Source organism: Xanthomonas vesicatoria ATCC 35937 (assembly GCF_001908725.1).
Taxonomy (GTDB): domain Bacteria; phylum Pseudomonadota; class Gammaproteobacteria; order Xanthomonadales; family Xanthomonadaceae; genus Xanthomonas; species Xanthomonas vesicatoria.
Genome location: NZ_CP018725.1, coordinates 2,391,411 through 2,412,043, shown reverse-complemented (window position 1 = coordinate 2,412,043; position 20,633 = coordinate 2,391,411). Strand labels below are relative to the sequence as shown.

The following is a 20,633-nucleotide window of genomic DNA, read 5'->3' as shown; positions in this document are numbered from 1 at the left end:
ACACAGGCCGCGAATGTGGGGCAACCATGGCGGCGCAAGAGTGAAACGCTTGTGCTTTGATGTGAGTGCCGTCGCGACATGACTGAACTGTGCATGCGCCCATGCGGATGAGGTCGCCGGCCGCCCACACGCAATATCGCTGACAACTACGAAAGAGGGCCGCGACTGCGGCCCTCGTTACCTTCTCTTGGTTATCCCTTGATGCACACCACCTGGCGCAGCGTGTGCATGACCTCGACCAGATCCTGCTGCGCGGCCATCACCGCATCGATCGACTTGTACGCTGCAGGCGATTCATCGATCACTGCAGCATCCTTACGGCACTCCACATGTGCGGTGGCCTCGCGATGCTGAGCCAGCGTGATCTGAGCACGCGCTGCGGTTCGGCTCATCACCCGTCCCGCACCGTGGCTGCAGCTGTGGAAGCTCTCCGCGTTGCCCAGCCCGCGCACGATATAGCTGCGCGTGCCCATGCTGCCGGGAATGATCCCCAACTCGCCGCGACGTGCGCTCACCGCGCCCTTACGGGTGATCAGCAGTTCCTCGCCATGGTGGGTCTCGGTCTGCACGTAGTTGTGGTGGCAGTTGACTGCCAGCTTCTCCAGCTGGAACTTGGGCAGGCGGTGACGCATCTCCGCCAACACCCGCGCCATCATCGCTTCGCGATTTTCGCGGGCGTAGTCCTGTGCCCAGGACACCGCTTCCACGTACTCATCGAACAACGGCTCGTCCTGCATGAAGAAGGCCAGGTCCTTGTCGGGCAGATGAAAGCCCAGCACGCGGTGTGCCAGCTGCTCACGCGCCCGCTCGATGAAGTAGGTGCCGATCAGGTTGCCGGTACCGCGCGAGCCGCTGTGCAACATCACCCACACGGCGTCTGTCTCGTCCAGACACAGTTCGATGAAATGGTTGCCGCCGCCGAGCGTGCCGATCTGGCATTCCAGCTTGTCGGTGCGGATGCGCCGGTGTTGCTGCTTGATCGCATCCAGGCGCTGCACGAGCCCCGACTGCGTAATGCGGGTTTGGATGCTGTCGGGCAGCTTGCGATGCTCGCCGCCGCGACCGTTGCCCACCGGCACGCTACGCTCGATGCTGGAGCGCAGTTGCGCCAGATTGTCGGGCAGGTCGTTGGCACGCAGCGTGGTGCGCACCGCGGCCATGCCGCAGCCGATATCCACACCGACGGCCGCCGGGATGATGGCGCCACGGGTCGGGATCACCGAGCCCACGGTTGCGCCCTTGCCCAGGTGCACGTCGGGCATCACTGCCACCCAAGGCCCGACGAACGGGACGGCGGCGATATTGCGCAACTGCGCATGGGCTTGTTCTTCCAGCGGCACGCCGCGCACCCAGCCCTTGATCGGGGTGGTGCTGCCTTCGGCATGCAGCCATTCGAAATGTTGTGAAGTACTCATGGTGTTCATTCCTTTGCGCCGGTGTGCGGCCAGTCCTTCGCCGCACACCGGCATGACTATCTGAGCGTCACCAACTGCTTCAGCACGCCATCCAGGCCGCCGAACACGGTGAGCCTGTCGATCTTTTCGGTGACCTTTTCCAGCGCCTCCAGCTCCTTCAGTCGCATCAGCACCGGGCTGTCTTCGATCAGCTTGGCGGTGTTGAGCAACGAGCGGGTGGCGTTGGCCTCCTCGCGCCTGCGGATCACATTGGCTTGCGCCTGCTTCTCCGCCTGCACGACCGCATTGAGGATCGCTCGCATCTCACCGGGCAGGATCACGTCCTTGACGCCCACGCCGAGCACGTCGATACCGAAACCCCCGACGCTGCCACGCACGTAGCCGAAGATGTCCGCATCCAGCGATGCCTTGTCGGCCAGCAACTCGTCCAGCGTCTTGGACGCAACCGCGCGGCGCAACCCGTACTGCAGTTCGCGGTACAGGTAGTCGCCCGCCTTGGCCACACGCGTACGCATCGCCACGGCATCGGTCACGCGCATGCTCGCTGCCAGATTGACCCGCAACGACACCTTGTCGCGCGTCAACAGCTCCTGTCCCGATACCTCGACTGACTGCACGCGCAGGTCGATCACCTCGGTGGATACGTTCTTCTGGAAATTCCAGAAGGCGTATGCGCCGGGGCCGAACGGTGCCATCAGCCTGCCGTCGACCAACACCAGCCCTTGCGACTCGGCGGGCACGTCCATGCACGCGGCCACGCGCGACAAGGTGCCGAGCTGACGCAAACGCCGCTGCACATCGCCCGGCACCTGCAACCCATCGCCCAACGGCAGGGTCTGTACCTCGATGGCGGCGTCGCGCCAGTACAGCGCGCGGGTGCCCGGTGGCAGCACCTGGTCCAGCTTGCCGTTGCGGATCAGCAGGCCCACCTGCGCGGTGCCGATGTCGGCCAGCACGAAGTGCTGCGGCAATGCGGCGCCCAGCGTGTCGATCAGCATGTCGGCATCGTGGCCGACCTCATCGTCGCGGTGGATGGTGTGCACGCTGACCTCGGTACGGCTCAGCGGGTCGAACAGGCGGTAGACACCGGGCACGAGCACGCGCTCGAACCGACGATTTCGATACACCAGGCCGCGCTCGCCGTCGCCGATCACGACCCTCTTGGTCCAGAACATGACACATCTCCTTGGGTTGGCTCTGGTGGTCCGATCCGTAGGTAATGCCGTTTTGCCGCCCGGATCGGACTGATGGCCAAACGCGTGCCGATGCAACGCGGCGTTGGAAGGTGGAAACGCCGGTGACGGCGGCGGTGCGGGGCGCCTGCGCTGTTTGCGCCTGCCGATGCGTTGCCGCAGCCGCGCGATGGTTTGCGAAGGCACGGCGGAGCGTAGGGCGACGCGTCCAGGGCAAGCGCCCGGCGACCTCGCCGCTGCCGCGTGCAATCACGCGATGCATTGCGTAATTGCGCCCGGCATGGGCGTTTCCGTAAAGGGACTTGCGTCCCCGAGATGACCGGGAAGGTCATTGCTTGGAGCGGGAGTCGAACCCGCGACTAACAGATCAAGATCTGCTGCTCTACCTCTGAGCTATCCAGTGGTGGGTAATGCGGAATTGAACCGCGCCTGCGGAGATTGCCGCTGCTCGACCACGAGCCGATACCCAAAACAAGAAACACGAGAAAGATGATCGGTATACGCCACGGCACAGCCGCGCGCACCGGCTGGAATAAACTCCAGTCCGCTGATGATCTTTCGCAATGTTTCCGATTACCGTTTTATTCAAACGGCAATTCAGTAAGTGCATGGCCACATACCACCCGTGCCCGAAACCTGGGCACAGCGCTGTCGCGCCTCGTGGCAATGCAACATCCCTATCGTCGGGCAGTCCATCCACCCGTGCCCGAAACCTGGGCACAGCGCTGTCGCGCCTCGTGGTAATACAACATCCCTGTCGTCGGGCAGTCCATGCCCGGGTTTCAACTGCGGTCATCCACAGGTTCGCGACGAACGCACAACGAAAACGCCCCCGGATGCAGCATCCGAGGGCGTTCGCGTGCCTCGGAGATCGGGTGACCGATCTCCTTGAATCAGGACATCAGCCGATGATGGTGCGCACGGCCTGTTTGGCCGTGCACGCAAACGATGCCGCGCCAAGCGCGCCGGGCAGTCGATTGCGTTGGATGAAATGGCTGGTGTGCATGAGCGTGCGTCAGGTCCGGTTGCAGGCAGGGCTGCGTAGGGCGCGAACATTACCTGCTGGTTTTTATTTGTGCAAGCACTTTATGAAAATAGCGATTATGTTTTTTTCGGCGAATGGGAATGTGGCGCTTGAAAGTGCAGGTCCGGATGGAGAAGGAACGGGTCGGTTGGATAATCACCGACACACGTTGTGCAGGAACTGTCGATGCGCGGCTGTACAGGCGAGCGATCTTCCCGGTACGCGGATGCGACCGGGCGTGCAGTGGTACGCGAGACCGATCTTGCGCGTGTAGGGCGCTTGGGAATGCGTGGCCGCAACGTGGATGTGCGGCGGTTGCCGTTGGACCTCGTGCCAATCGCGCGCCTGCCGCGCACAACGGCGTGACCGGTCATTCATTGCGAAAGGCGCAACCCGTGCGTCAGCAGTGGGCTGCCGCACGAAGACTCAGAGCGGCAAAGGAAACCATGGCGCTCAGCGTTAGGCGAGCGCGATGGGTGCGCGATGTGGCATGCGCCGCGCGTCCACTGCCGTGACAAGCACGCCGCCCACACACAGACTGAGCACTGCGCGTAACGCGCTGTGAGCCGCGCTCAGCCGCCGTGCGTGCCCAGCGTGCGCGCGCCGGTCAGGATCATGCGCAGCATCTGCGAGATCTGTTCGATCAGTTCGGGGTCTTTTTCCGGCGGCGAGTCCATCGCCACCGCACCCATCGCAAAGACCAAGCGGGTGATCGCCTTGGACACCAGCGCCGGTGCGTGCAGCTTGGCGTTGTCGGCGGCGGCCAGGCGGATCAGGTCCACGCGCAATTCGTCCTCGAAGTAGGTGAGCTCGCGCTCCACCGCCTGCTTGAAGGCGTCCGAACCTACTGCGCCTTCGCGCAGCAACACGTGCAACAGCTTGTCGTCGGCGCGCAGCTGCTCCATGAACGCCTCCACCGACACGCGGATTACGCTACGGTCGGTGGAAGTAGCGCGCTGCCGGGCCTGTCCGATGATGGTGCGCAGCGAGCGGCCGGCTAGATCGATCAGCGCCACCGCAAGCTCATCCATATCGCGGAACTGGCGGTAGAAGCTGTTGGGCGCAATGCCGGCCTCGCGTGCCACTTCCCGCAGGCTCAGCGTGGACAGGCTGCGGTGCGGGCCGATCAGCGACAGCGCTGCGGCAATCAGGTCCTCGCGTGAGATCGCCGGCTTGCGTGACGGCGGCGCGTCGTGGGAAGGCAGGGCGATGGAGGTCATGGGGCGGCAGCCGGACGTGGGGATGAATCATAGCCCCTCTGGTCGATATACAACTGTATACACGCCTGTGCATGCATGCGTATAGTGCAACCTATGAGCCTGGCACCCACTCCCAAGACCAAATCTCCGCTGCCCGCACGGCTGGCGCGCAGGCTGGTGTCGCCGCAGCTGTTCGATTTCTGGGCAACCCGGATCAATCCGCTGTGGACGCTGGATCGGCCCATGGCCCGTCTGGTCGAACGCAGCGCCGCCAGCCGCGACGCGGTCACTCTGGTATTTCAGGCCAATGGCCACTGGCAGGGCCTGCAGGCCGGCCAGCACGTCAGCCTGGGCGTGGAGATCGATGGCCGCCGCCTGCTGCGCAGCTACAGCCCGACCGTGCTGGCCGATGGCCGTCTGGCGATCACCGTCAAGGCGATCGAGGGCGGGCAGGTAAGCCGTTATCTGGCGCACGATGCGGCGTTGGGCACGGTTGTATCGCTGGACCCGGCGTTTGGCGACATGCTGCTGCCGGCCGCGCCCACCCCGCTGCTGTTGCTGGCCGCAGGTTCGGGCATCACCCCGATGCGCGCGCTGCTGCGTGCGGCCACGCACGCCGGCATGCCGGTGGATGTGGACCTGCTGTACTGGGTGCGTCAGCGCGATGAAGCCTGCTTCCTGGACGAATTCGAGACGATGGCCGCCGCGCACCCACGTCTGCGCGTGCAGCTGCTGACCACCCGCGAAGGTGCAGCGCCGGCCGCGCGCGTGGACCGCTATCCGCTGGAGCAGATCGCCGATCTGTCCGCGCGCCACGTCATGGCCTGCGGCCCGGGCGGATTCGTGCAGGCAGCGCGTGCGCGGCTGGAAGGTCAGGTGGCGGCGTTTCAGGCCGAAGCCTTCAGCGTGCCGACCCTGGAAGAGAACGAGGCTGGGCTGGTGCAGGTCCAGCTGTCACGCAGCGGCCGTACGCTCACCCTGCCGCGCGGCCAGTCGCTGCTGGAAGGGCTGGAGGCGCAAGGCCTGCGCCCGAAACACGGCTGCCGCATGGGCATCTGCAACAGCTGCGCCTGTGCGCGCCAGTCCGGCACCACGCGCCACCTGCTGACCGGTGAGCGCAGCAACGAACCCTCCGCACAGGTACGCCTGTGCATCAGTGCTCCGAGCACTGACCTGATCCTGGATCTGTAAGGAATCTTCATGAGCCGAGTTCATAACCGTGCCCTGTCCGCCGCCGAACTGCAGTCGTTCGGCGACGAGCTCGATGCCATCCGCGCCCGCGTGCAGCGTCAGGTCGGCGCCGCCGATGCGCGCTATATCCGCCGCATCGTGGCGGCCGTGCGCTGGACCGGCGTGGCCGGTCGCACGCTGCTGTTCCTGGGTGCGTTCGTGCACAGCGTGCTGATTCCGGCCTGGATCGCCGGTGTGGTGCTGCTGACGCTGTCCAAGATCCTGGAGAACATGGAGCTGGGTCACAACGTCATGCATGGCCAGTACGACTGGATGGGCGACCCGCAGCTCAACGGCAACACCTATGAGTGGGACATCGTCGCCACCGGCGACAACTGGCGCAAGACGCACAACTTCAAGCACCACACCTATACCAATGTGCGCGGCATGGACGACGACATCGGCTACGGCCTGCTGCGCATCTTTCCCGAGCAACGCTGGCGCCCGTTCTACCTGCTGCAGCCCTTCATCGCGGTGGTGTTTGCGCTGCTGTTCGAATGGGGCGTGGCCATCCAGGACCTGCGCCTGGGCCGCTGGTTCGCCGGCAAGATGAAGGCCGCCGAATTGCGCGCCTCGTTCCTGCCGGTCGGCCGCAAGATCGGCCGCCAGATGCTCAAGGACTACATCGTGTTCCCGCTGCTGGCCGGCCCGTTCTTCCTGACCGTGCTGCTGGGCAACCTGGCCGCCAACGTGCTGCGCAGCATCTGGACCTTCGTGATCATCTTCTGCGGGCACTTCACCGCCGATGCAGAGGTATTTCCGAAGGAATCGATCCGCAACGAGTCACGTGGCCATTGGTATCTGCGTCAGCTGCGCGGCTCGTCGAATCTGACCGGCGGCAAGCTGATGAACGTGTTGTCGGGCAATCTGAGCCACCAGATCGAACACCATTTTTATCCGGATCTGCCGGCCAATCGTTATGCGCAGATTGCGGTCGAGGTGAAGCAGGTCTGTGCGCGCTATGGCCAGCATTACAACACCGGCTCGCTGCCGCGCCAGTTCGGGCAGGTGATGTGGCGGATCGTGCGGCATGCGTTCCCGAGCCGGCCCAAGCCGGTGCGGCAACGCAGCGCTGCGCTGCAGAGCGCTTGAGTGATGCAAAAAAGGCCGCCATTGGCGGCCTTTTTTTATGGGCTTGGGTTTAACGACGGCTGTGGGCCGGGCGCCCCGATAGTGCCGGGCGAGGCCAAGATCATTGCCGCGCAGAATAAACCCCGCGCGTGATCTTCAAGGTATCGAAGCCGCATGCCGGATGCCTCGAAGGCAGCGGTTGCCTACTTGAAGCCGTGCGCGGCCACACTGCGGGCCTGCGCGTGATACGCGATGAAGCCGGTTGCCGGTAGCGCGCGCGAGAACAGCCAGCCCTGCGCCAGGTCCACGCCATGCGCGCGCAGGTAATCCAGTTGCTCTTGGCGCTCCACGCCTTCGGCGATGGTGCGCAGCTGCAGGGTCTTGGCCATTTCGATGATGTGCGCGGTCACCGAGCTGGTGGCCGAGTGGGTGCCGATGGTGTCCACGAACGACTTGTCGATCTTCAGCGCATCCAGTGGCAGGCCTTGCAGATACTGCAGGCTCGAATAGCCGGTGCCGAAGTCGTCGATCGATACGGTGTGGCCGGCACCGCGCAAATGGGTGATGGTGGTACGCGCCGCATCGATGTCCATCAGACTGCGCTCGGTGGCCTCGACCCACAGCTGCCCGCTGTCTACCCCGGTGCCATGCAGGGCCTGGGCTAGCACCGACTGCACACGGCCGCTCTTGATATCGTCGGCCGACACGTTGATGGCCACGTGCAGCGCCGGATCGGCAGCCAAGGTGGGGCCGAGGTCGCGGATGACTTCGGCCACCACCAGATCGGTGATCGGCAGGATCAGGCCGCTTTCTTCTGCCAGCGGAATGAAGGCATCCGGCGGCACCAGCACGCCGTCGGGCTGTTGCCAGCGCACCAATGCCTCGGCGCCGACGCAGCGGCCATCGTCGAGCGCAATGATCGGCTGGTAGTGCACGATGAATTCGCCGCGCTGCACGGCAACCTCCAGCCGTGCCAGCGGCGACAGGCGGCGCCGTGAGACCCACAACACCACGCCGACCAGCAAGGCTGCCAGCACGATGCCGCCTGGCACCACCTGCAGTCGAGCAGCCGCCAGCGGCCCGCGGAGATACGCTATTGGCTCAGTGACCACTGCGACCCAGTCGCCGCGCCGGTCGCGGCCGGACAACACCTGCGGCTGTGCATCGGCGGGGGTCCCAGTAGCGGCGTCGTCGACCGGCGCGACCAGCAACTGCTCGGCCGCGGTGCCGGTACTGCTGAGAATTTGTCCGTCGGGCGTACCGATCGCCAGCTGCAGGCCCGGCGGAATATTGATGTCGGCCAGCGTAGTGGGGTTGATCAGGACGTTGTAGTTGCCAAGCTGCAACGCCATCAATGGGTGCTGCGGATTGGCCAACGGCAGCAGCCGGGTGGTCACCGCGATGCCGCGCTTGACCACGAAGTCCGGCCTGGTCTGCGGAATGCTGGTGGGCAGCTTGCCCCACGAGGTACACAGCAAGCGGCGTTGCTCGAAGCGCCCCAGCTCGACGATGTAGTGACTGGTCAGTACCAGCGCGCGCATCTGCGCCAGATGCGTGGGCGAGCAGGGCGGCGCGTGCGAAGCGGCCATGCTCAGCAAGGCCCCATGCGCCTCGTCGAAGGCGGTTTCGGTGCGCCGGATAGACAGCGCCGCCAGTTGGCTGAGCCTGCTTTCCTCACGCGACAGCGCCAGCCGCCCTGCCAGGTAGTAGGACAGGCCGATGGGGAGCGTTGCGCACAGCAGCACCAGCAGTACGGTGACGCTGATGATGCGTTGACGCTTCACGTCACCACCTGCATCGGCTTGGGGGCCAGCTCATGCGCGCGCCCCGGTGTGCGCGCTGCTTGCCGCTGTCTGCGCCTGCGCCCGGGCGGGGTTGCGGCACGCAGTAGCACGCCGTACCGGCGTGATGGGGACCACAGATATGGACTGATGAGGCTGCACGTCGCGAATGTACGACACACGCGTGCATTGCGCGCGTCTGTCGAGCGAAGTACATGTGATTTTCTGGCGGCAGCTGTCTCTGCGCTGCAGCAATTGACGTAGCCGATGGATTCACGCGCTTGCACGCAGTCGCGCGCTAGGGTCAGTCCGTCGGCGCTAGCCACCGCGGGCTGCGGGACCATCCGGTCCCTTGCAAGGCGCTTTACTGGAGGATTCACCCATGACAACGCAAAAAGAACGCGTCGGCGGTACCGATGCGGTACCGATCTTCAAGATGCACGAAACCACCCGCGACGGCGAACTGGTCAAGTACGTGGTCGGCGACACCGGCGTGGCCTTCGACAGCCTGGAAGGTGCACAGGCCGCTGCCAAGGATCTGGGCACACTCAACGGCTGAGGCGCAACGTGTCACGCGTTGATTGCAACTGACGGCTTAGTGCCGAGGCTGATTGCGACGTTTGCAGCAACAGGCGACCGGGGCGTGCCGCAGTGGCGGGGCCGAGATGGCCGGAGCAGCGAAGGTGCAGCGTGCGAGCTGCTGCTCGCATGCTCCGGCTGTTGTTGCCTCGAACCAGGATCGCCTTGCAGCGCTTGTTCCAGGGCACGGGCACGTCGATGGCGCCGCCACGGTTGAGCAATCGGGTATCTGGCCTCGGTCCGCGACACGCCGGCTCAGCAATGCACGGCTGCTCTTACTCGTGCCTGCGCGCGTCGGGCTACGTTATGCACGCGACGCACAGCGCAGGGCTGCGAGTGGATCCGACCCTGAGACGGACGTTGCGGCGCACGTGCCCGGGCACCGTCGGGCCAGAGCAGCTCACAAGACCACTGCATCACTGCAAAGTAGACGCGGCCGATGCTGTGTGCGGCCTATGCCACCACGCATACACTTCGACGCTTGAGCGCCGTCTACGCTCAGCCGAAGAGCGCTCGCTGTGTTTTGCCAGCCGCTCTTCGCGTGCGTCTTGGCGATGCCCGCCGCCACGCTCAGGGAAGCGGTTGCTCGGTCAGCCGCCCGGTGTGCGGGGTATGGATCAGCGGCGCCAGATCAAACCCCTGCTCGCGTGCATGCGCCAGATAGGCCTGGGCGATGTTTTCGTCCAGCTGCGGCAGACGGGCCAGCAGCCAGAGGTATTTGCGATCGGGGCCGCCGACCAATGCGGCGGTATAGTCCGCGTCGATCTGCATGACCCAATAGTCGCCCTTGGTGAAGGGAATCCAACGCAGGCCTTCTGGCAGGAAGGTCACTTCGAGCCGGGCGTTTGTCGCATCGATGGCGCGTGCCTGGCCAACCGCTTCCTCCAGCTCACCGGCCGCGGTCAGGCAGCGGTTCTGCACGCGCACGGTGCCATCGTCCTCCAGCGAATAATGCGCCGACACATCGGTGCAGTCCGCGTCTTCGAAGCGGATCGGCAACCTGGCGATTTCGTACCAGGTGCCGAGATAGCGGTTCAGATCCAGCGATGCAACGGTGATCAACTCGGGAAGTCGGCTCATGACGGCCTCTGCGCAAAGGGATGGCAGACGTTGTACGTGCAACGCCATGAAGTGGATGTTGGCAAGCGCTGTGCGCAGCAGCCAGGTGCGTGCACTCTTTTGCGCCGTCACTGCCGGTTGCCGGTCCCTGTTTGTTGCTGGCTCGCCGACCGGGTATCAGTTGCTTGTCATCGCTTGCGCCATCACTGTCGACGCCTGTTTGTCGTCGACCATGCGCAGGCTATTGCTTGCTGGTAGCGACGGCGTGGCTTGTCTGCAGTGCAATCATTGGCTGCACCGCACCGGGTGAGGTCTACTCTGTTCTGCGCAGCCAGCCAAGAGCGGCTCGCAAAAATGACCGCACGCCACCAGGTGGGCACCGCTGGCGCTCGCGGCGGCAGGGCCGCTCTTGCGCGCCGGTTTCAAGTTCGCCGCCTACATCCACCTGGCGACTGCTCGCAACGTTTTGTAACCCGCGCTATGCCGCGCTGGCGGCGGTCAGCGCGCGATCCAGTTTGCGATAGCCGATCGCTTCGGTCAGGTGGCGTGTTGCAATCGTGGTGCTGTCGTCCAGATCGGCAATGGTGCGCGCCACGCGCAGGATGCGGTGCATCGAGCGTGCGGACAGCTGCAGATGCTCGATCGCACGCTCCAGCAGCAGTTGGTCGTCGTTGTGCAGTCGGCAATGGCGATCGGTGTCGGGCTGGTCGAGCTGCGCATTGGGTAGGGGCCCGCGGGCGAGCTGGCGCTGCCGCGCGGCGACCACCCGCAAACGTACGCTCGCGCTGTCCTCGCCCAGGTTGCCGCTACGCAATGCTTGCGGCGGCAGACGCGGGACTTCCACATGCAGGTCGATGCGGTCCAGCAACGGCCCGGAAATGCGGCTGCGATAGCGGCGGATGCTGTCACTACTGCAGCGACACCGCCCGCTGCCGTCGCCGGCCCACCCGCACGGACACGGGTTCATCGCCGCAACCAGTTGAAACCGTGCCGGGAAATCCACGCTGCGCGCTGCCCGCGAGATCGTGACCAGACCCGATTCCAATGGCTCGCGCAGTACTTCCAGCGTCTGGCGTTGCCACTCGGGCAGTTCATCCAGAAACAGCACGCCGTTATGGGCCAGCGAGATCTCGCCGGGGCGCGGGTGCGCGCCGCCGCCGACCAGGGCGACGGCGCTGGCGGTGTGGTGCGGGGCACGGTAGGGGCGCTGCCGCCAGCGGGCAAGATCCAGCCTGCGGCCGCTGATGGAGGTAATCGCGGCGGTTTCCAGTGCTTCGGCTTCGCTGGCGTCCGGTAGCAGGCCGGGCAGGCGCGAGGCGAGCAGGGTCTTGCCGCATCCGGGGCTGCCGACCAGTAGCAGATGATGGCCACCGGCTGCGGCGATCTCCAGTGCGCGGCGTGCGTGCGGCTGGCCACGCACATCGGCCATGTCGGGCAGGGCGCGTGCGCCCATGGCTGCAACCGCCAGTTCGGCAGCCGGCGCCTGCTGGGTGCCGTTGAGGGCCGCGCAGACTTCCAGCAGGGTGCGAGCGGTGAAGGCCTGGACGTGCCCGGCGATGGCGGCCTCGGCACCGTTGGCCAGCGGCACGATCAGCCGCCGCCCGGCCTGCGCGGCAGCCAGGGCGGCCGGCAGCACGCCATCGACGCCGCGCAGCTCGCCGGTCAGTGCAAGCTCGCCAATGAATTCATACTCGGCCAGCGCCTGCCGGTCGATTTGCCCGCTGGCAGCCAGAATGCCGAGCGCGATCGGCAGATCGAAGCGGCCGCCGTCCTTGGGCAGATCCGCTGGCGCCAGATTGATGGTGATCCGCCGGGCCGGGAATTCAAACTGGGCGCACAGCAAGGCGGCACGCACGCGTTCGCGTGATTCGCGCACCGCTGCCTCGGGCAGGCCCACGATCTGGGTGGAGGGAAGGCCGCCGGACAGATGCACTTCCACCCGAACTTCGGGCGCGTGCACCCCCACGCGGGCACGGCTGTGCACCAGCGCCAGACTCATGGTGGAGGACCCGGGTCAAGGAGTGTCGGAGCCGGGCGCCGCACTGGGCGACGCGCCCGGTGCGCGCGCTTCCAGCGCGGCGACAGCCTGCTCCAGCGCGTCGAGCTTTTCGCGCGTGCGCAGCAGCACCGCGCGTTGCACATCGAATTCTTCGCGGGTGACCAGGTCGAGCTTGCCCAGGCCGGCCTGCAGTGCGCCCTTGAAGGTGCTCTGCAGTTCTTCGCGTGATTGGCGCAGGCCCGGCGGCACCAGGTCGCTGAGGCGGCGGGCGAGGTCGTCGAGCTGATTGAAATCGATCATGGTGTTCTCCGCAGGTCCGTAGGAAGCCTAGTGCAGGCCGGGACGCGCGGGACATCGGCAAGGCAGTCGGCAGGCGGTAAGGATAGTCCCATTCGGCTGTGGGCCGAGGTGACGGCACGCCGGCATGGGTGAGTGTTGCAGCCGTCCACGGTATGCTGCGCGCCCGTCATGCCCTGGGATCTGCACCGATGAAAATGATCATGGCCATCGTCAAACCGTTCAAGCTCGACGATGTGCGCGAAGCACTCGCCGGCTGCGGCGTGGCTGGCATCACGGTGACCGAAGTCAAGGGCTTCGGCCGGCAGAAGGGTCACACCGAGCTGTATCGCGGCGCCGAATACGTCGTCGATTTCCTGCCCAAGGTGAAGATCGAAGTGGCGGTGACCAATGACCAGGCCGAGCGCGTGGTCGAGGCCATCGTAGCCGCCGCCGGCACCGGCAAGATCGGCGACGGCAAGGTGTTTGTGTATGACCTCGGCACCGTGGTGCGCATCCGCACCGGCGAGCTGGATAGCGACGCGCTGTAAGCCTGTCGTGCGCCACGCTGCGGCGTGGCGGTGGTTGTGCTGGGTGCTGAAAGCCGCTGGCATCATTGACACGCGCAACAGGATTTTTCCGTGCTGGCAGCGCATGCGCCGATTGACGGATGCGCTGGGTCATGCGGTGTTTCGGGCAAAGCGCAACGGCGCGATGGCCGCCCTGCGCTTGCTACGGGCGTAGGGGCGGTGTCGGCCTTGCGATGCAAGGCGTTTCTTCATTAACGCGCATCAGTTCTACAACGCTGATGACTTCTGCGCCGCCGCCGCCGCGCATGCCGATCGAGTGATGCAGGCGGCGACACCGCGTTTACGACAAAACGGCACCGTGGGACAGCTACTCAGGCCGGCAATGGTGGACGCCTACGAATCTGACGCGACTGCTGCCTCAGGCGGCCATGACTCAGATCGGTTAGTGCGCCAGCGTGAGGCCTTGGCAGATCACGTGATGGCAGCCGCTCTGGTCGGGCGTCGAGGAGACTCGCCTCATCCGACGATACGGCCGTCTTGCCCCCCGCTTTCGGGGGCTGCTGTCGCGATCGTGGTCCCGACGGCGCCAAGCGCAGTGCTTTTCATACCATTTCCATACCGCAGCCCATGGCCTGGTCGACTGGTTTCTTCGGTCCAGATAGACCGTCAGCGCGCAGGTGACAAGGCTGAGAGCGGGCTCGACCTTCTAAGACCAAGCTGCGCTTGTCGCCATGCAGCGACTTGCCTACTCTAGGCCGTAATACCATTCCAATACCGGAGTTCGGACATGAAGCGACGTGACAGGAAGCCGGGCTTGCGCCTGCTCTCGGTTTTGGTGGCAGTGGGACTGGCCGCGCCCGCGCTGGCCGAGCCAGTGACCCAGCCGGCGCTGTTCCCGACCCCGGTGTCGATTGCGCTGGATGGACAGACGATCGCCTTGGGCCGGTCGGTGGTGCTGGTCGTCGCGCCGGGCTCGGACTCGGCCTCGGTCGCCTTGGTGCGCAGCCTGCTCAACGCTGCCGGCGTCAGCAAGATCGCGACTGCCTCGCGGTTGCCGGCCACGTTGGACCGCCCGCACATCGTCATCGGCACCGGTGAGACGGCCGTGGTGCGCGATGCATTGACGCGCAGCAAGGCCACCCAGGATACCCATGCCGAAGGCTATACGCTCACCAGCGTCGCGCTGGGAAGTGGCTTGATCACGCTGGCGGGGCATGACAGCGATGGCCTGTTCCATGCCGTGCAGACGCTGCGTCAATTGCTTCAGCGGCCGGCCATGCCGACGCTAACGATCCAGGATTACCCGGCCATGCCGATCCGCGGCACGATCGAAGGTTTTTACGGTGCGCCGTGGTCGATGGCCGATCGCAGCAAACACATCGATTTTCTGGCGCGCACCAAGGCCAACACCTACATCTACAGTCCCAAGGACGACCCGTACGCGCGCGACCGTTGGCGCGATCCGTACCCGAAAGCGACCTTGGAGGCGCTGGGCACGTTGGCGGCCACCGCCAAACGTAACCATGTCGATTTCGTCTATGCGATCTCGCCGGGGCCAAGCGTGTGTTTTTCCGACCCGGCCGATGCCAAGGCGCTGTTGCGCAAGTTCGATGCGTTCCGCGCGCTGGGCGTACGCAGCTTCTATGTGGCGTTGGACGATATCGAATACACCAAGTGGAACTGCGAGCGCGACAAGACCACCTTCGGCGAGTCCGGCGCGCAGGCGGCAGGCATCGCGCAGTCGCATCTGCTCAATCTGGTGCAGGCCGATCTGGTTGCCCGCCACGATGCCGCGTCGGAGCTGATCATGGTGCCGACCGAGTATTACGACGCCAAGGAAAGCCCGTACAAGGAAGCGCTGCGCAAGCACCTGGACCCGAAGATCGTGGTGCAGTGGACCGGTACCGACGTGGTGCCGCCGGCCATCTCCATCCCGGATGCGCGCGCGGCCACCAAGGCGTTCGGGCGCAAGACGCTGCTGTGGGACAACTACCCGGTCAACGATTTCGAAACCTCGGCCGGCCGCTTGCTGATGGCGCCGTATGCGCGCCGCGAAGCGGGCCTGTCGGCCGAGTTGTCCGGCATCGTGTCCAACCCGATGAACCAGGAAGTGCCCAGCCGCGTGGCGGTGATGGGGCTGACCGCGTTTGCCTGGAATGACAAAGGCTATGACGCGCAGCGCACCTGGCACGTGGCGGCGCGCGAACTGGCCGGCGACGACGCGCGTGTCACTGCCGCATTGCTGACCTTTTTCGATACCCAGCATCTGGCGCCCACCTTCGGTAGCCAGCCGTGGCAGGAACAGGCGCCGCGCCTGAAGGGCGTGCTCGACCAGGTGCGCGAGGCCATCGCGCTGGGCGATGCCACGGCACGCAGCCAGGCGATTGCAATGTTGGCGCGCACCGCCGACGACATCGCTGCCGCGCCGCAGATCATTCGCGACGGCGTGGCCGACAAGGGCTTTGCCGAACAATCACGCCCGTGGTTGGAGGCAATGGAGGGCTGGGGCCGTGCGCTGCAGCAGACCGCCGCGGGCCTGGATGCGGCCAATCGCGGCGACACGCAGGCACCGGCGTTGTTTGCCGATGCCGCTGCAGTGGCCGCCATGGCCGCGGCCGTCCCCTCGATTCCCGGCGCCACGCGCTTCGGTGGTCCGGTCAAGATTGCCGATGGCGTGCTAGACCGCTTCATCACCGAGGCGCCGCGCTTGATCGCCTATCGCGTGCCGGCCGTTGCCGAGCCGGCGGCAGTGCACTGATGGTCTAGTAGACAGGCACAGCTGCGCGCATGGGTGACTGTTCGCGTCGCTGTGCCTGCAAACGCGGGAGCGCCATTGCCATCTGCATCGCACCATCTGCATCGCAGCACACAACACGGCATACAGCGCTCGGGCGACGTTGCGCTCTGCGGATGGAACTGACCGATCAGCGCAGCGGTTGGCGTAACACAAGTGGTCAGCCGCTCTCAGTCAGCAGCGTCAGTTACGCATTGCCTTTCAACCGCCGATACAGCCGCTTCCAACCACTGCGAAGCGCATGCACCCAGCGCGGCTCGGCGCTGCGTGCGGCCTCATCGGCGGTGGGTGCGATACCCGCCAGACGCTGGCGCATCTTCTGCAAGTTGGCCACATCGCTGCGCTGCAGCTGACGTGCCAGCGTGCCGCGCCGCAACCAGCGCGGGAATCGCCACGCCGAGGTGAAATCGATCAACACCGGCACCCCGGCACTGACCACCACGTTGGTGCCGTGCAGATCGTTGTGGGTGATGCCGAACGCATGCAGCCGACGCAGCGCCTGCTGCAATTGCTGGAAGACGTCCTGGCCCACCACCGCGCTGGCGCTGAGCGTGTCGCCGGGGATGAACTCCATGCCCAGCGCCAGACCACCCAAGGTGCCGAGCAGCGCCGGGGCATGCCGCCAGCCGTGGAGGCTGCGCAGCATGCGCGCCTCATGGCGGACCATCAGCCGTGCGATGGGTGCCAGCAGCGAGCGGCGATAACGGCCGTAGTCCTTGACCACCGCCAGCTGCCCGTCCAGGTGGGTGCGGTAGACGTCGGGTTCGAGCAGCCGTGTGCCTTGCTTGAGCAGCACGGGAGTAACGAGGCGCAAGCTGGACACATCCAGCGGTTGGTAATGCATGACTGTTCTCCAGACCCTGGCGGCGCGGAGATGTCACGCGTGACGCAGGTCCAAGGGGATCCCAAGGGATCGGAATCACGCAATTTTAGAACTTGCGAGTATTGAAATTACATTTGTTTAACAAATGAAATGTTCCGGACATGGAACAGCCTTGCAATTCAGAGGGTTGAGGCGCCCGGGTCTTGCGGAACATCAGCTCCGACACGATGCGCAAGCGCGCCCCGTGCAATTTGCAGCCACCTATGACCCAACGGTCGCGTTGCGATCTGCGCAAAATCGAAAGGGGAACTTACGATCGGCTCGCGGTCTATCGGTGCGGATGCGGGAAGCAGCACCGGCGCGGCGTCATTCGATGCGCATCTCGGCGCATCTTGACAGCCAATGAGACTCCAGACACTGTGCGCGCTGCGGTCAGGGGGCTGCATCACGCGCGTGCCGCGCACTCCATGCCGGTGTGCCACGCCGGTGCTTTGGCACTGTAGTGATGCGGGGAAGCTCCCGGAGAGATGACGGCACTGCGCCACTTCCAGACGCCGCCGGGTCCGCCTGCGCGCGCACGGATGCGGGAACGAAGGAAGACCACTCATGGGGAATGCGATGAAAAGGACTGCAACACTGCTGTTGGCCTGCACGGCGCTTGGCGTCACGGCACAGGCCTCGGCGCAATCGTTGTCGCGCGGCTGGGACAGCTACCGGCAACAGCAAAAGCAACCGCAGACCGGCACGCAGGGCGCCCCTGCGCCAGCAGCGCCGCCGTCGCGCCCGTCGCAAGCAGTCAACGGCGGCGCGCCCACCGCCATCGGTGGAAGCGGAAGCGCGGGCGTGGCCGACGAAACCGGTGGATTTACCACCGTCACCGCGCAGACGCCTGCGGTGGACGCGCCGCCTGCACCGGCTTACGCAGCAGCTCCAGTACCAACAACGGGCACTGCGCGGACTGAGCAATCGCGTATCGACAGCGGCGCATTTATTAGCGTGCAGCGTGGTAAGGGCGAGGTGTTCAGTGGCTACAAGCAAGACATGCTTGGCCTCAGTGCTGGCTATCGCTGGCGTGCCGGCTCGGTGACGTTGATCGGGCTTGAGGGGGCGGTTGGGCGCCTGGATCGAGGAGACTCCACCGACGATGTTTTTATCCCCGCCGTGAAGTTTTTCGGCATCGGCGGCACGGCCCGATTCAATTTTGGTGACACTCCGCTGTTTGCCGTGGTGCGTGTTGGCTCATGGTATGCGGATGTCGCAGAAATGAGCGATGAAATCTACGGTGGCTATGCGAGCCTCGGCCTGGGCGTAGATATCGGCAAGCACGCGAGTGTGAGCGTGATGTACACCAATTACGTTTACGCCAACGATTACTACGACTACGCCGAAGACACCACCATCAATCGTGCCGATGTACTGAACGCGGCACTCGAGGTGCGCTTCTAATCTGCGCAAACGATCCAGTCAGGGCGGGCGGCAACGCCTTCCCTTATTCGTCAGATGTATTGCAACAGCGACGCGGCAGACGGCAGTGCTGTTTGAAAACCGCACCTTGAAGCCGCATCGCATACGGTCATTGGCGTTGCAGAGGCATCCATGCGGCTTGTTGTAGTGTCACGGCCAACGCATTGACTTAGCCGTTGGCGAGGACAGATGGACGCACTAGCGCAGTTTTTGACAGACGAGCAGGACCCGGCGGCAGTGGGCAAGATTCTGCCCAAGGTCACCGAGTTGCTGACTCGCGACGAGCAGGTCGATTACATCGCCGTGCAGAAGAAGATGGTGATGAACCTGTCGCCGGACGCGGTGGTGCTGACCAACCGCAGATTTATCGTGGTCTACCCAAAACTGTTCGGCATGACGTTTCGCGATTTCCCCTGGCGCGAGGTGCTCGATGTGCACATGAGCGAGCAGATGCTGGGAGCCACTATCATGTGTCGCACCACGCAGGGCGCGTACGCATCCATCGATAGCCTGCCGAAAAAGCAAGCGCGGCGCGTATATGCCTACGCGCAGCAGGTGGAAGAATCCGCCTACGAAAAACGCCAGCAGCTGGAGTTCGATAAGTTGCGCGCGTCGGCCGGCGGTGTGGTGGTGCACGCGCCGCCGGCGCACTTGCAAGCATCCACGGCACCGCAAACGCCGGCGATGGATGACCCGGTGCAGGTGCTGGGCAAGTTGAAGCAATTGCTGGACGCCGGGCTGGTCACCCAGCAGGAATTCGATGCGAAGAAGGCCGAGATATTGGCGCGGCTGTGAGCTGCGTGCTCTGCGCGCAGCCCTAACCGGATGGGTGAGGCTACCTGCGGTAGGCCTGGAAGAGGCCGACAGAACGGAGCGAGCAGTCGTCGTGCGGGCGGGAGCGACACGCACGAAGCCGGCGTGGACGCATGGTAGACACCGATTCCGGGCAGTCCGCGCCCGCCTGGCGGTAAGTGCCGTCGTTCTGTTGGCTGCTCCTCGTGGCCCGGCCGCCCGGGTACGCACGGCAGTGCACTCAACCTTCGTTGCAGCGGTTGCGTCATCGCAACGATCTTCCAACCCGATCGGCCACACTTGGCAGCGCAGTCATCGAAGCGATGGCTGCGCATCCGATGGCCAATAACCACCGCGAGCGCAATGCAGCGCTCGTGGTGGTCGAGGGGTTTACTCGCCCAGCGCCTTGGCCACGAACGGCGGCGCAACCAGCACGCCGGTATGCAGGTGGGCGGTGTAATACAGCGTGTCGAAGCCCTTGGCCTGCGCATCGGCCAGGCGGAACGCGAAGTCGGCCTTGGGCTGCTTGCTGGCCATGGTCACGCTCCACCAGCCGGTGGGGTAGCACGGCTGCGGGAACGGCAGGGTCTTGAACGACTGGAAGCCGGCCTTGCCCATCTCGGTGCGCATTTCGTTGATCAGGTCCAGCAGCGCCAGCGGCGATTCGGACTGCTGCACCAGGATGCCGTCGTCCTTCAATGCCTTGAAGCAGCTCTCGTAGAAGGCCTTGTTGAACAGGCCCTCGGCCGGGCCGACCGGGTCGGTGGAGTCGACGATCACGATGTCCACGCTGCCGGCCGGGCAGTTGGCCATGTAGGCCACGCCGTCGTCGAACAGCAGTTCGGCGCGCGCATCGTGGTTGGAATCGCACAGCTCGGGGAAGTACTTCTCCGACATGCGGGTGACCTGCTCGTCGATGTCGCACTGGGTTGCGCTGTCCACGCCCGGGTGCTTGAGCACCTCGCGCAGTGTGCCGCAGTCGCCGCCGCCGATGATCACCACCCGCTTGGGCGCGGGATGGGTGAACAGCGCCGGATGGCTGATCATCTCGTGATAGAAGAAATTGTCGCGGCTGGTCAGCATCACCGCGCCATCGATGAGCATCAACTTGCCCCAATCGGTGGTCTGGTAGATCTCGATCTTCTGGAACGGGGACTGCACCTCGTCCAGCTTGCCGCTGATGCGGAAGCCGATGGCCGAGCCGGTCGGCTGGAAGTGTTCGATGTACCAGTTGTCGTTGGCGCTCATGCGGACGTCCTAAGCTAGAAGAAGCGGGCTGTTCCTTCCCCCGGCGGGAGAAGGTGGCGCGTAGCGCCGGATGAGGGTCGGGCGTCGCCTCGTGCAGCGCGAACTGCGCAGCGGCTGACCCTTGCTCGGCCCCGTTCCGATCAGGAGCGGGGCGTG

The 20,633-nt window shown here is 65.0% G+C and carries 16 protein-coding genes and 1 tRNA gene; 7 read left to right on the top strand and 10 right to left on the bottom strand.

Annotated elements, in window-relative coordinates; translation table 11 throughout:
- Positions 1-191: 191 nt before the first annotated feature.
- From BJD12_RS10560 to fabR, 4 genes are all read right to left on the bottom strand, one after another.
- Positions 192-1,415: an RtcB family protein gene (locus tag BJD12_RS10560; RefSeq protein WP_042827700.1), complete on the bottom strand. Its 1,224-nt coding sequence runs from the start codon at positions 1,413-1,415 to the stop codon at positions 192-194.
- Between the two features lie 56 nt (positions 1,416-1,471).
- A complete protein-coding gene (locus BJD12_RS10555; protein ID WP_005989262.1) occupies positions 1,472-2,590 on the bottom strand; it encodes a slipin family protein in 1,119 nt (372 codons plus the stop codon).
- 353 nt (positions 2,591-2,943) lie between these two features.
- Positions 2,944-3,008, bottom strand: a tRNA-OTHER gene (locus tag BJD12_RS10550).
- 1,196 nt (positions 3,009-4,204) lie between these two features.
- Positions 4,205-4,852 (bottom strand): HTH-type transcriptional repressor FabR, encoded by a 648-nt coding sequence (fabR, locus tag BJD12_RS10545; RefSeq protein ID WP_005989260.1) that lies wholly within the window; start codon positions 4,850-4,852, stop codon positions 4,205-4,207.
- 93 nt (positions 4,853-4,945) lie between these two features.
- Between fabR and BJD12_RS10540 the strand changes: the two genes are divergently transcribed.
- Together BJD12_RS10540 and BJD12_RS10535 are read left to right on the top strand one after the other, a co-directional pair.
- Positions 4,946-6,022, top strand: coding sequence for a ferredoxin reductase (locus tag BJD12_RS10540; RefSeq protein ID WP_005989250.1), 1,077 nt, complete (start codon positions 4,946-4,948; stop codon positions 6,020-6,022).
- 9 nt (positions 6,023-6,031) lie between these two features.
- Positions 6,032-7,153 carry a fatty acid desaturase family protein gene (locus BJD12_RS10535; protein ID WP_005989249.1) on the top strand — a complete coding sequence of 374 codons (1,122 nt, stop codon included), beginning with the start codon at positions 6,032-6,034 and terminating at the stop codon, positions 7,151-7,153.
- Positions 7,154-7,335: 182 nt separating this feature from the next.
- Here the strand turns inward: BJD12_RS10535 and BJD12_RS10530 are convergent, their stop codons facing one another.
- The gene (locus BJD12_RS10530; protein ID WP_005989248.1) at positions 7,336-8,916 is read right to left on the bottom strand and encodes an EAL domain-containing protein; all 1,581 of its coding nucleotides are present in this window, start codon (positions 8,914-8,916) and stop codon (positions 7,336-7,338) included.
- Positions 8,917-9,295: 379 nt separating this feature from the next.
- On the opposite strand from BJD12_RS10530, the gene BJD12_RS10525 reads away from it, so the two are divergent.
- Positions 9,296-9,472, top strand: coding sequence for a hypothetical protein (locus BJD12_RS10525; protein ID WP_005989247.1), 177 nt, complete (start codon positions 9,296-9,298; stop codon positions 9,470-9,472).
- A gap of 590 nt (positions 9,473-10,062) precedes the next feature.
- Here BJD12_RS10525 and BJD12_RS10520 read toward each other — a convergent pair.
- The 3 genes from BJD12_RS10520 to ubiK all read right to left on the bottom strand — a co-directional run bounded on the left by BJD12_RS10520 (position 10,063) and on the right by ubiK (position 12,850).
- Positions 10,063-10,572 carry a lipocalin family protein gene (locus BJD12_RS10520; protein ID WP_039423865.1) on the bottom strand — a complete coding sequence of 170 codons (510 nt, stop codon included), beginning with the start codon at positions 10,570-10,572 and terminating at the stop codon, positions 10,063-10,065.
- A gap of 457 nt (positions 10,573-11,029) precedes the next feature.
- Entirely contained in the window at positions 11,030-12,550 is a 1,521-nt protein-coding gene (locus BJD12_RS10515) for a YifB family Mg chelatase-like AAA ATPase (protein ID WP_005989245.1), read from the bottom strand.
- Positions 12,551-12,565: 15 nt separating this feature from the next.
- Positions 12,566-12,850 carry a ubiquinone biosynthesis accessory factor UbiK gene (gene ubiK, locus BJD12_RS10510; protein ID WP_005989244.1) on the bottom strand — a complete coding sequence of 95 codons (285 nt, stop codon included), beginning with the start codon at positions 12,848-12,850 and terminating at the stop codon, positions 12,566-12,568.
- Between the two features lie 152 nt (positions 12,851-13,002).
- Here ubiK and BJD12_RS10505 point away from each other — a divergent pair, with 152 nt between their 5' ends.
- Together BJD12_RS10505 and BJD12_RS10500 are read left to right on the top strand one after the other, a co-directional pair.
- A complete protein-coding gene (locus BJD12_RS10505) occupies positions 13,003-13,377 on the top strand; it encodes a P-II family nitrogen regulator (RefSeq protein ID WP_196769974.1) in 375 nt (124 codons plus the stop codon).
- 766 nt (positions 13,378-14,143) lie between these two features.
- Positions 14,144-16,114, top strand: coding sequence for a glycoside hydrolase family 84 protein (locus BJD12_RS10500; RefSeq protein WP_042827682.1), 1,971 nt, complete (start codon positions 14,144-14,146; stop codon positions 16,112-16,114).
- A 223-nt stretch (positions 16,115-16,337) separates the two neighbouring features.
- On the opposite strand, the gene BJD12_RS10495 is transcribed toward BJD12_RS10500, so the two are convergent.
- Entirely contained in the window at positions 16,338-16,994 is a 657-nt protein-coding gene (locus BJD12_RS10495; protein ID WP_005989238.1) for an RIO1 family regulatory kinase/ATPase domain-containing protein, read from the bottom strand.
- 597 nt (positions 16,995-17,591) lie between these two features.
- Here BJD12_RS10495 and BJD12_RS10490 point away from each other — a divergent pair.
- Together BJD12_RS10490 and BJD12_RS10485 are read left to right on the top strand one after the other, a co-directional pair.
- The gene (locus BJD12_RS10490; protein ID WP_005989236.1) at positions 17,592-18,419 is read left to right on the top strand and encodes a hypothetical protein; all 828 of its coding nucleotides are present in this window, start codon (positions 17,592-17,594) and stop codon (positions 18,417-18,419) included.
- 207 nt (positions 18,420-18,626) lie between these two features.
- Positions 18,627-19,232, top strand: coding sequence for a PH domain-containing protein (locus BJD12_RS10485; protein ID WP_005989234.1), 606 nt, complete (start codon positions 18,627-18,629; stop codon positions 19,230-19,232).
- Positions 19,233-19,619: 387 nt separating this feature from the next.
- On the opposite strand, the gene speE is transcribed toward BJD12_RS10485, so the two are convergent.
- Positions 19,620-20,477 (bottom strand): polyamine aminopropyltransferase, encoded by an 858-nt coding sequence (speE, locus tag BJD12_RS10480; protein ID WP_005989233.1) that lies wholly within the window; start codon positions 20,475-20,477, stop codon positions 19,620-19,622.
- Between the last annotated feature and the right edge of the window lie 156 nt (positions 20,478-20,633).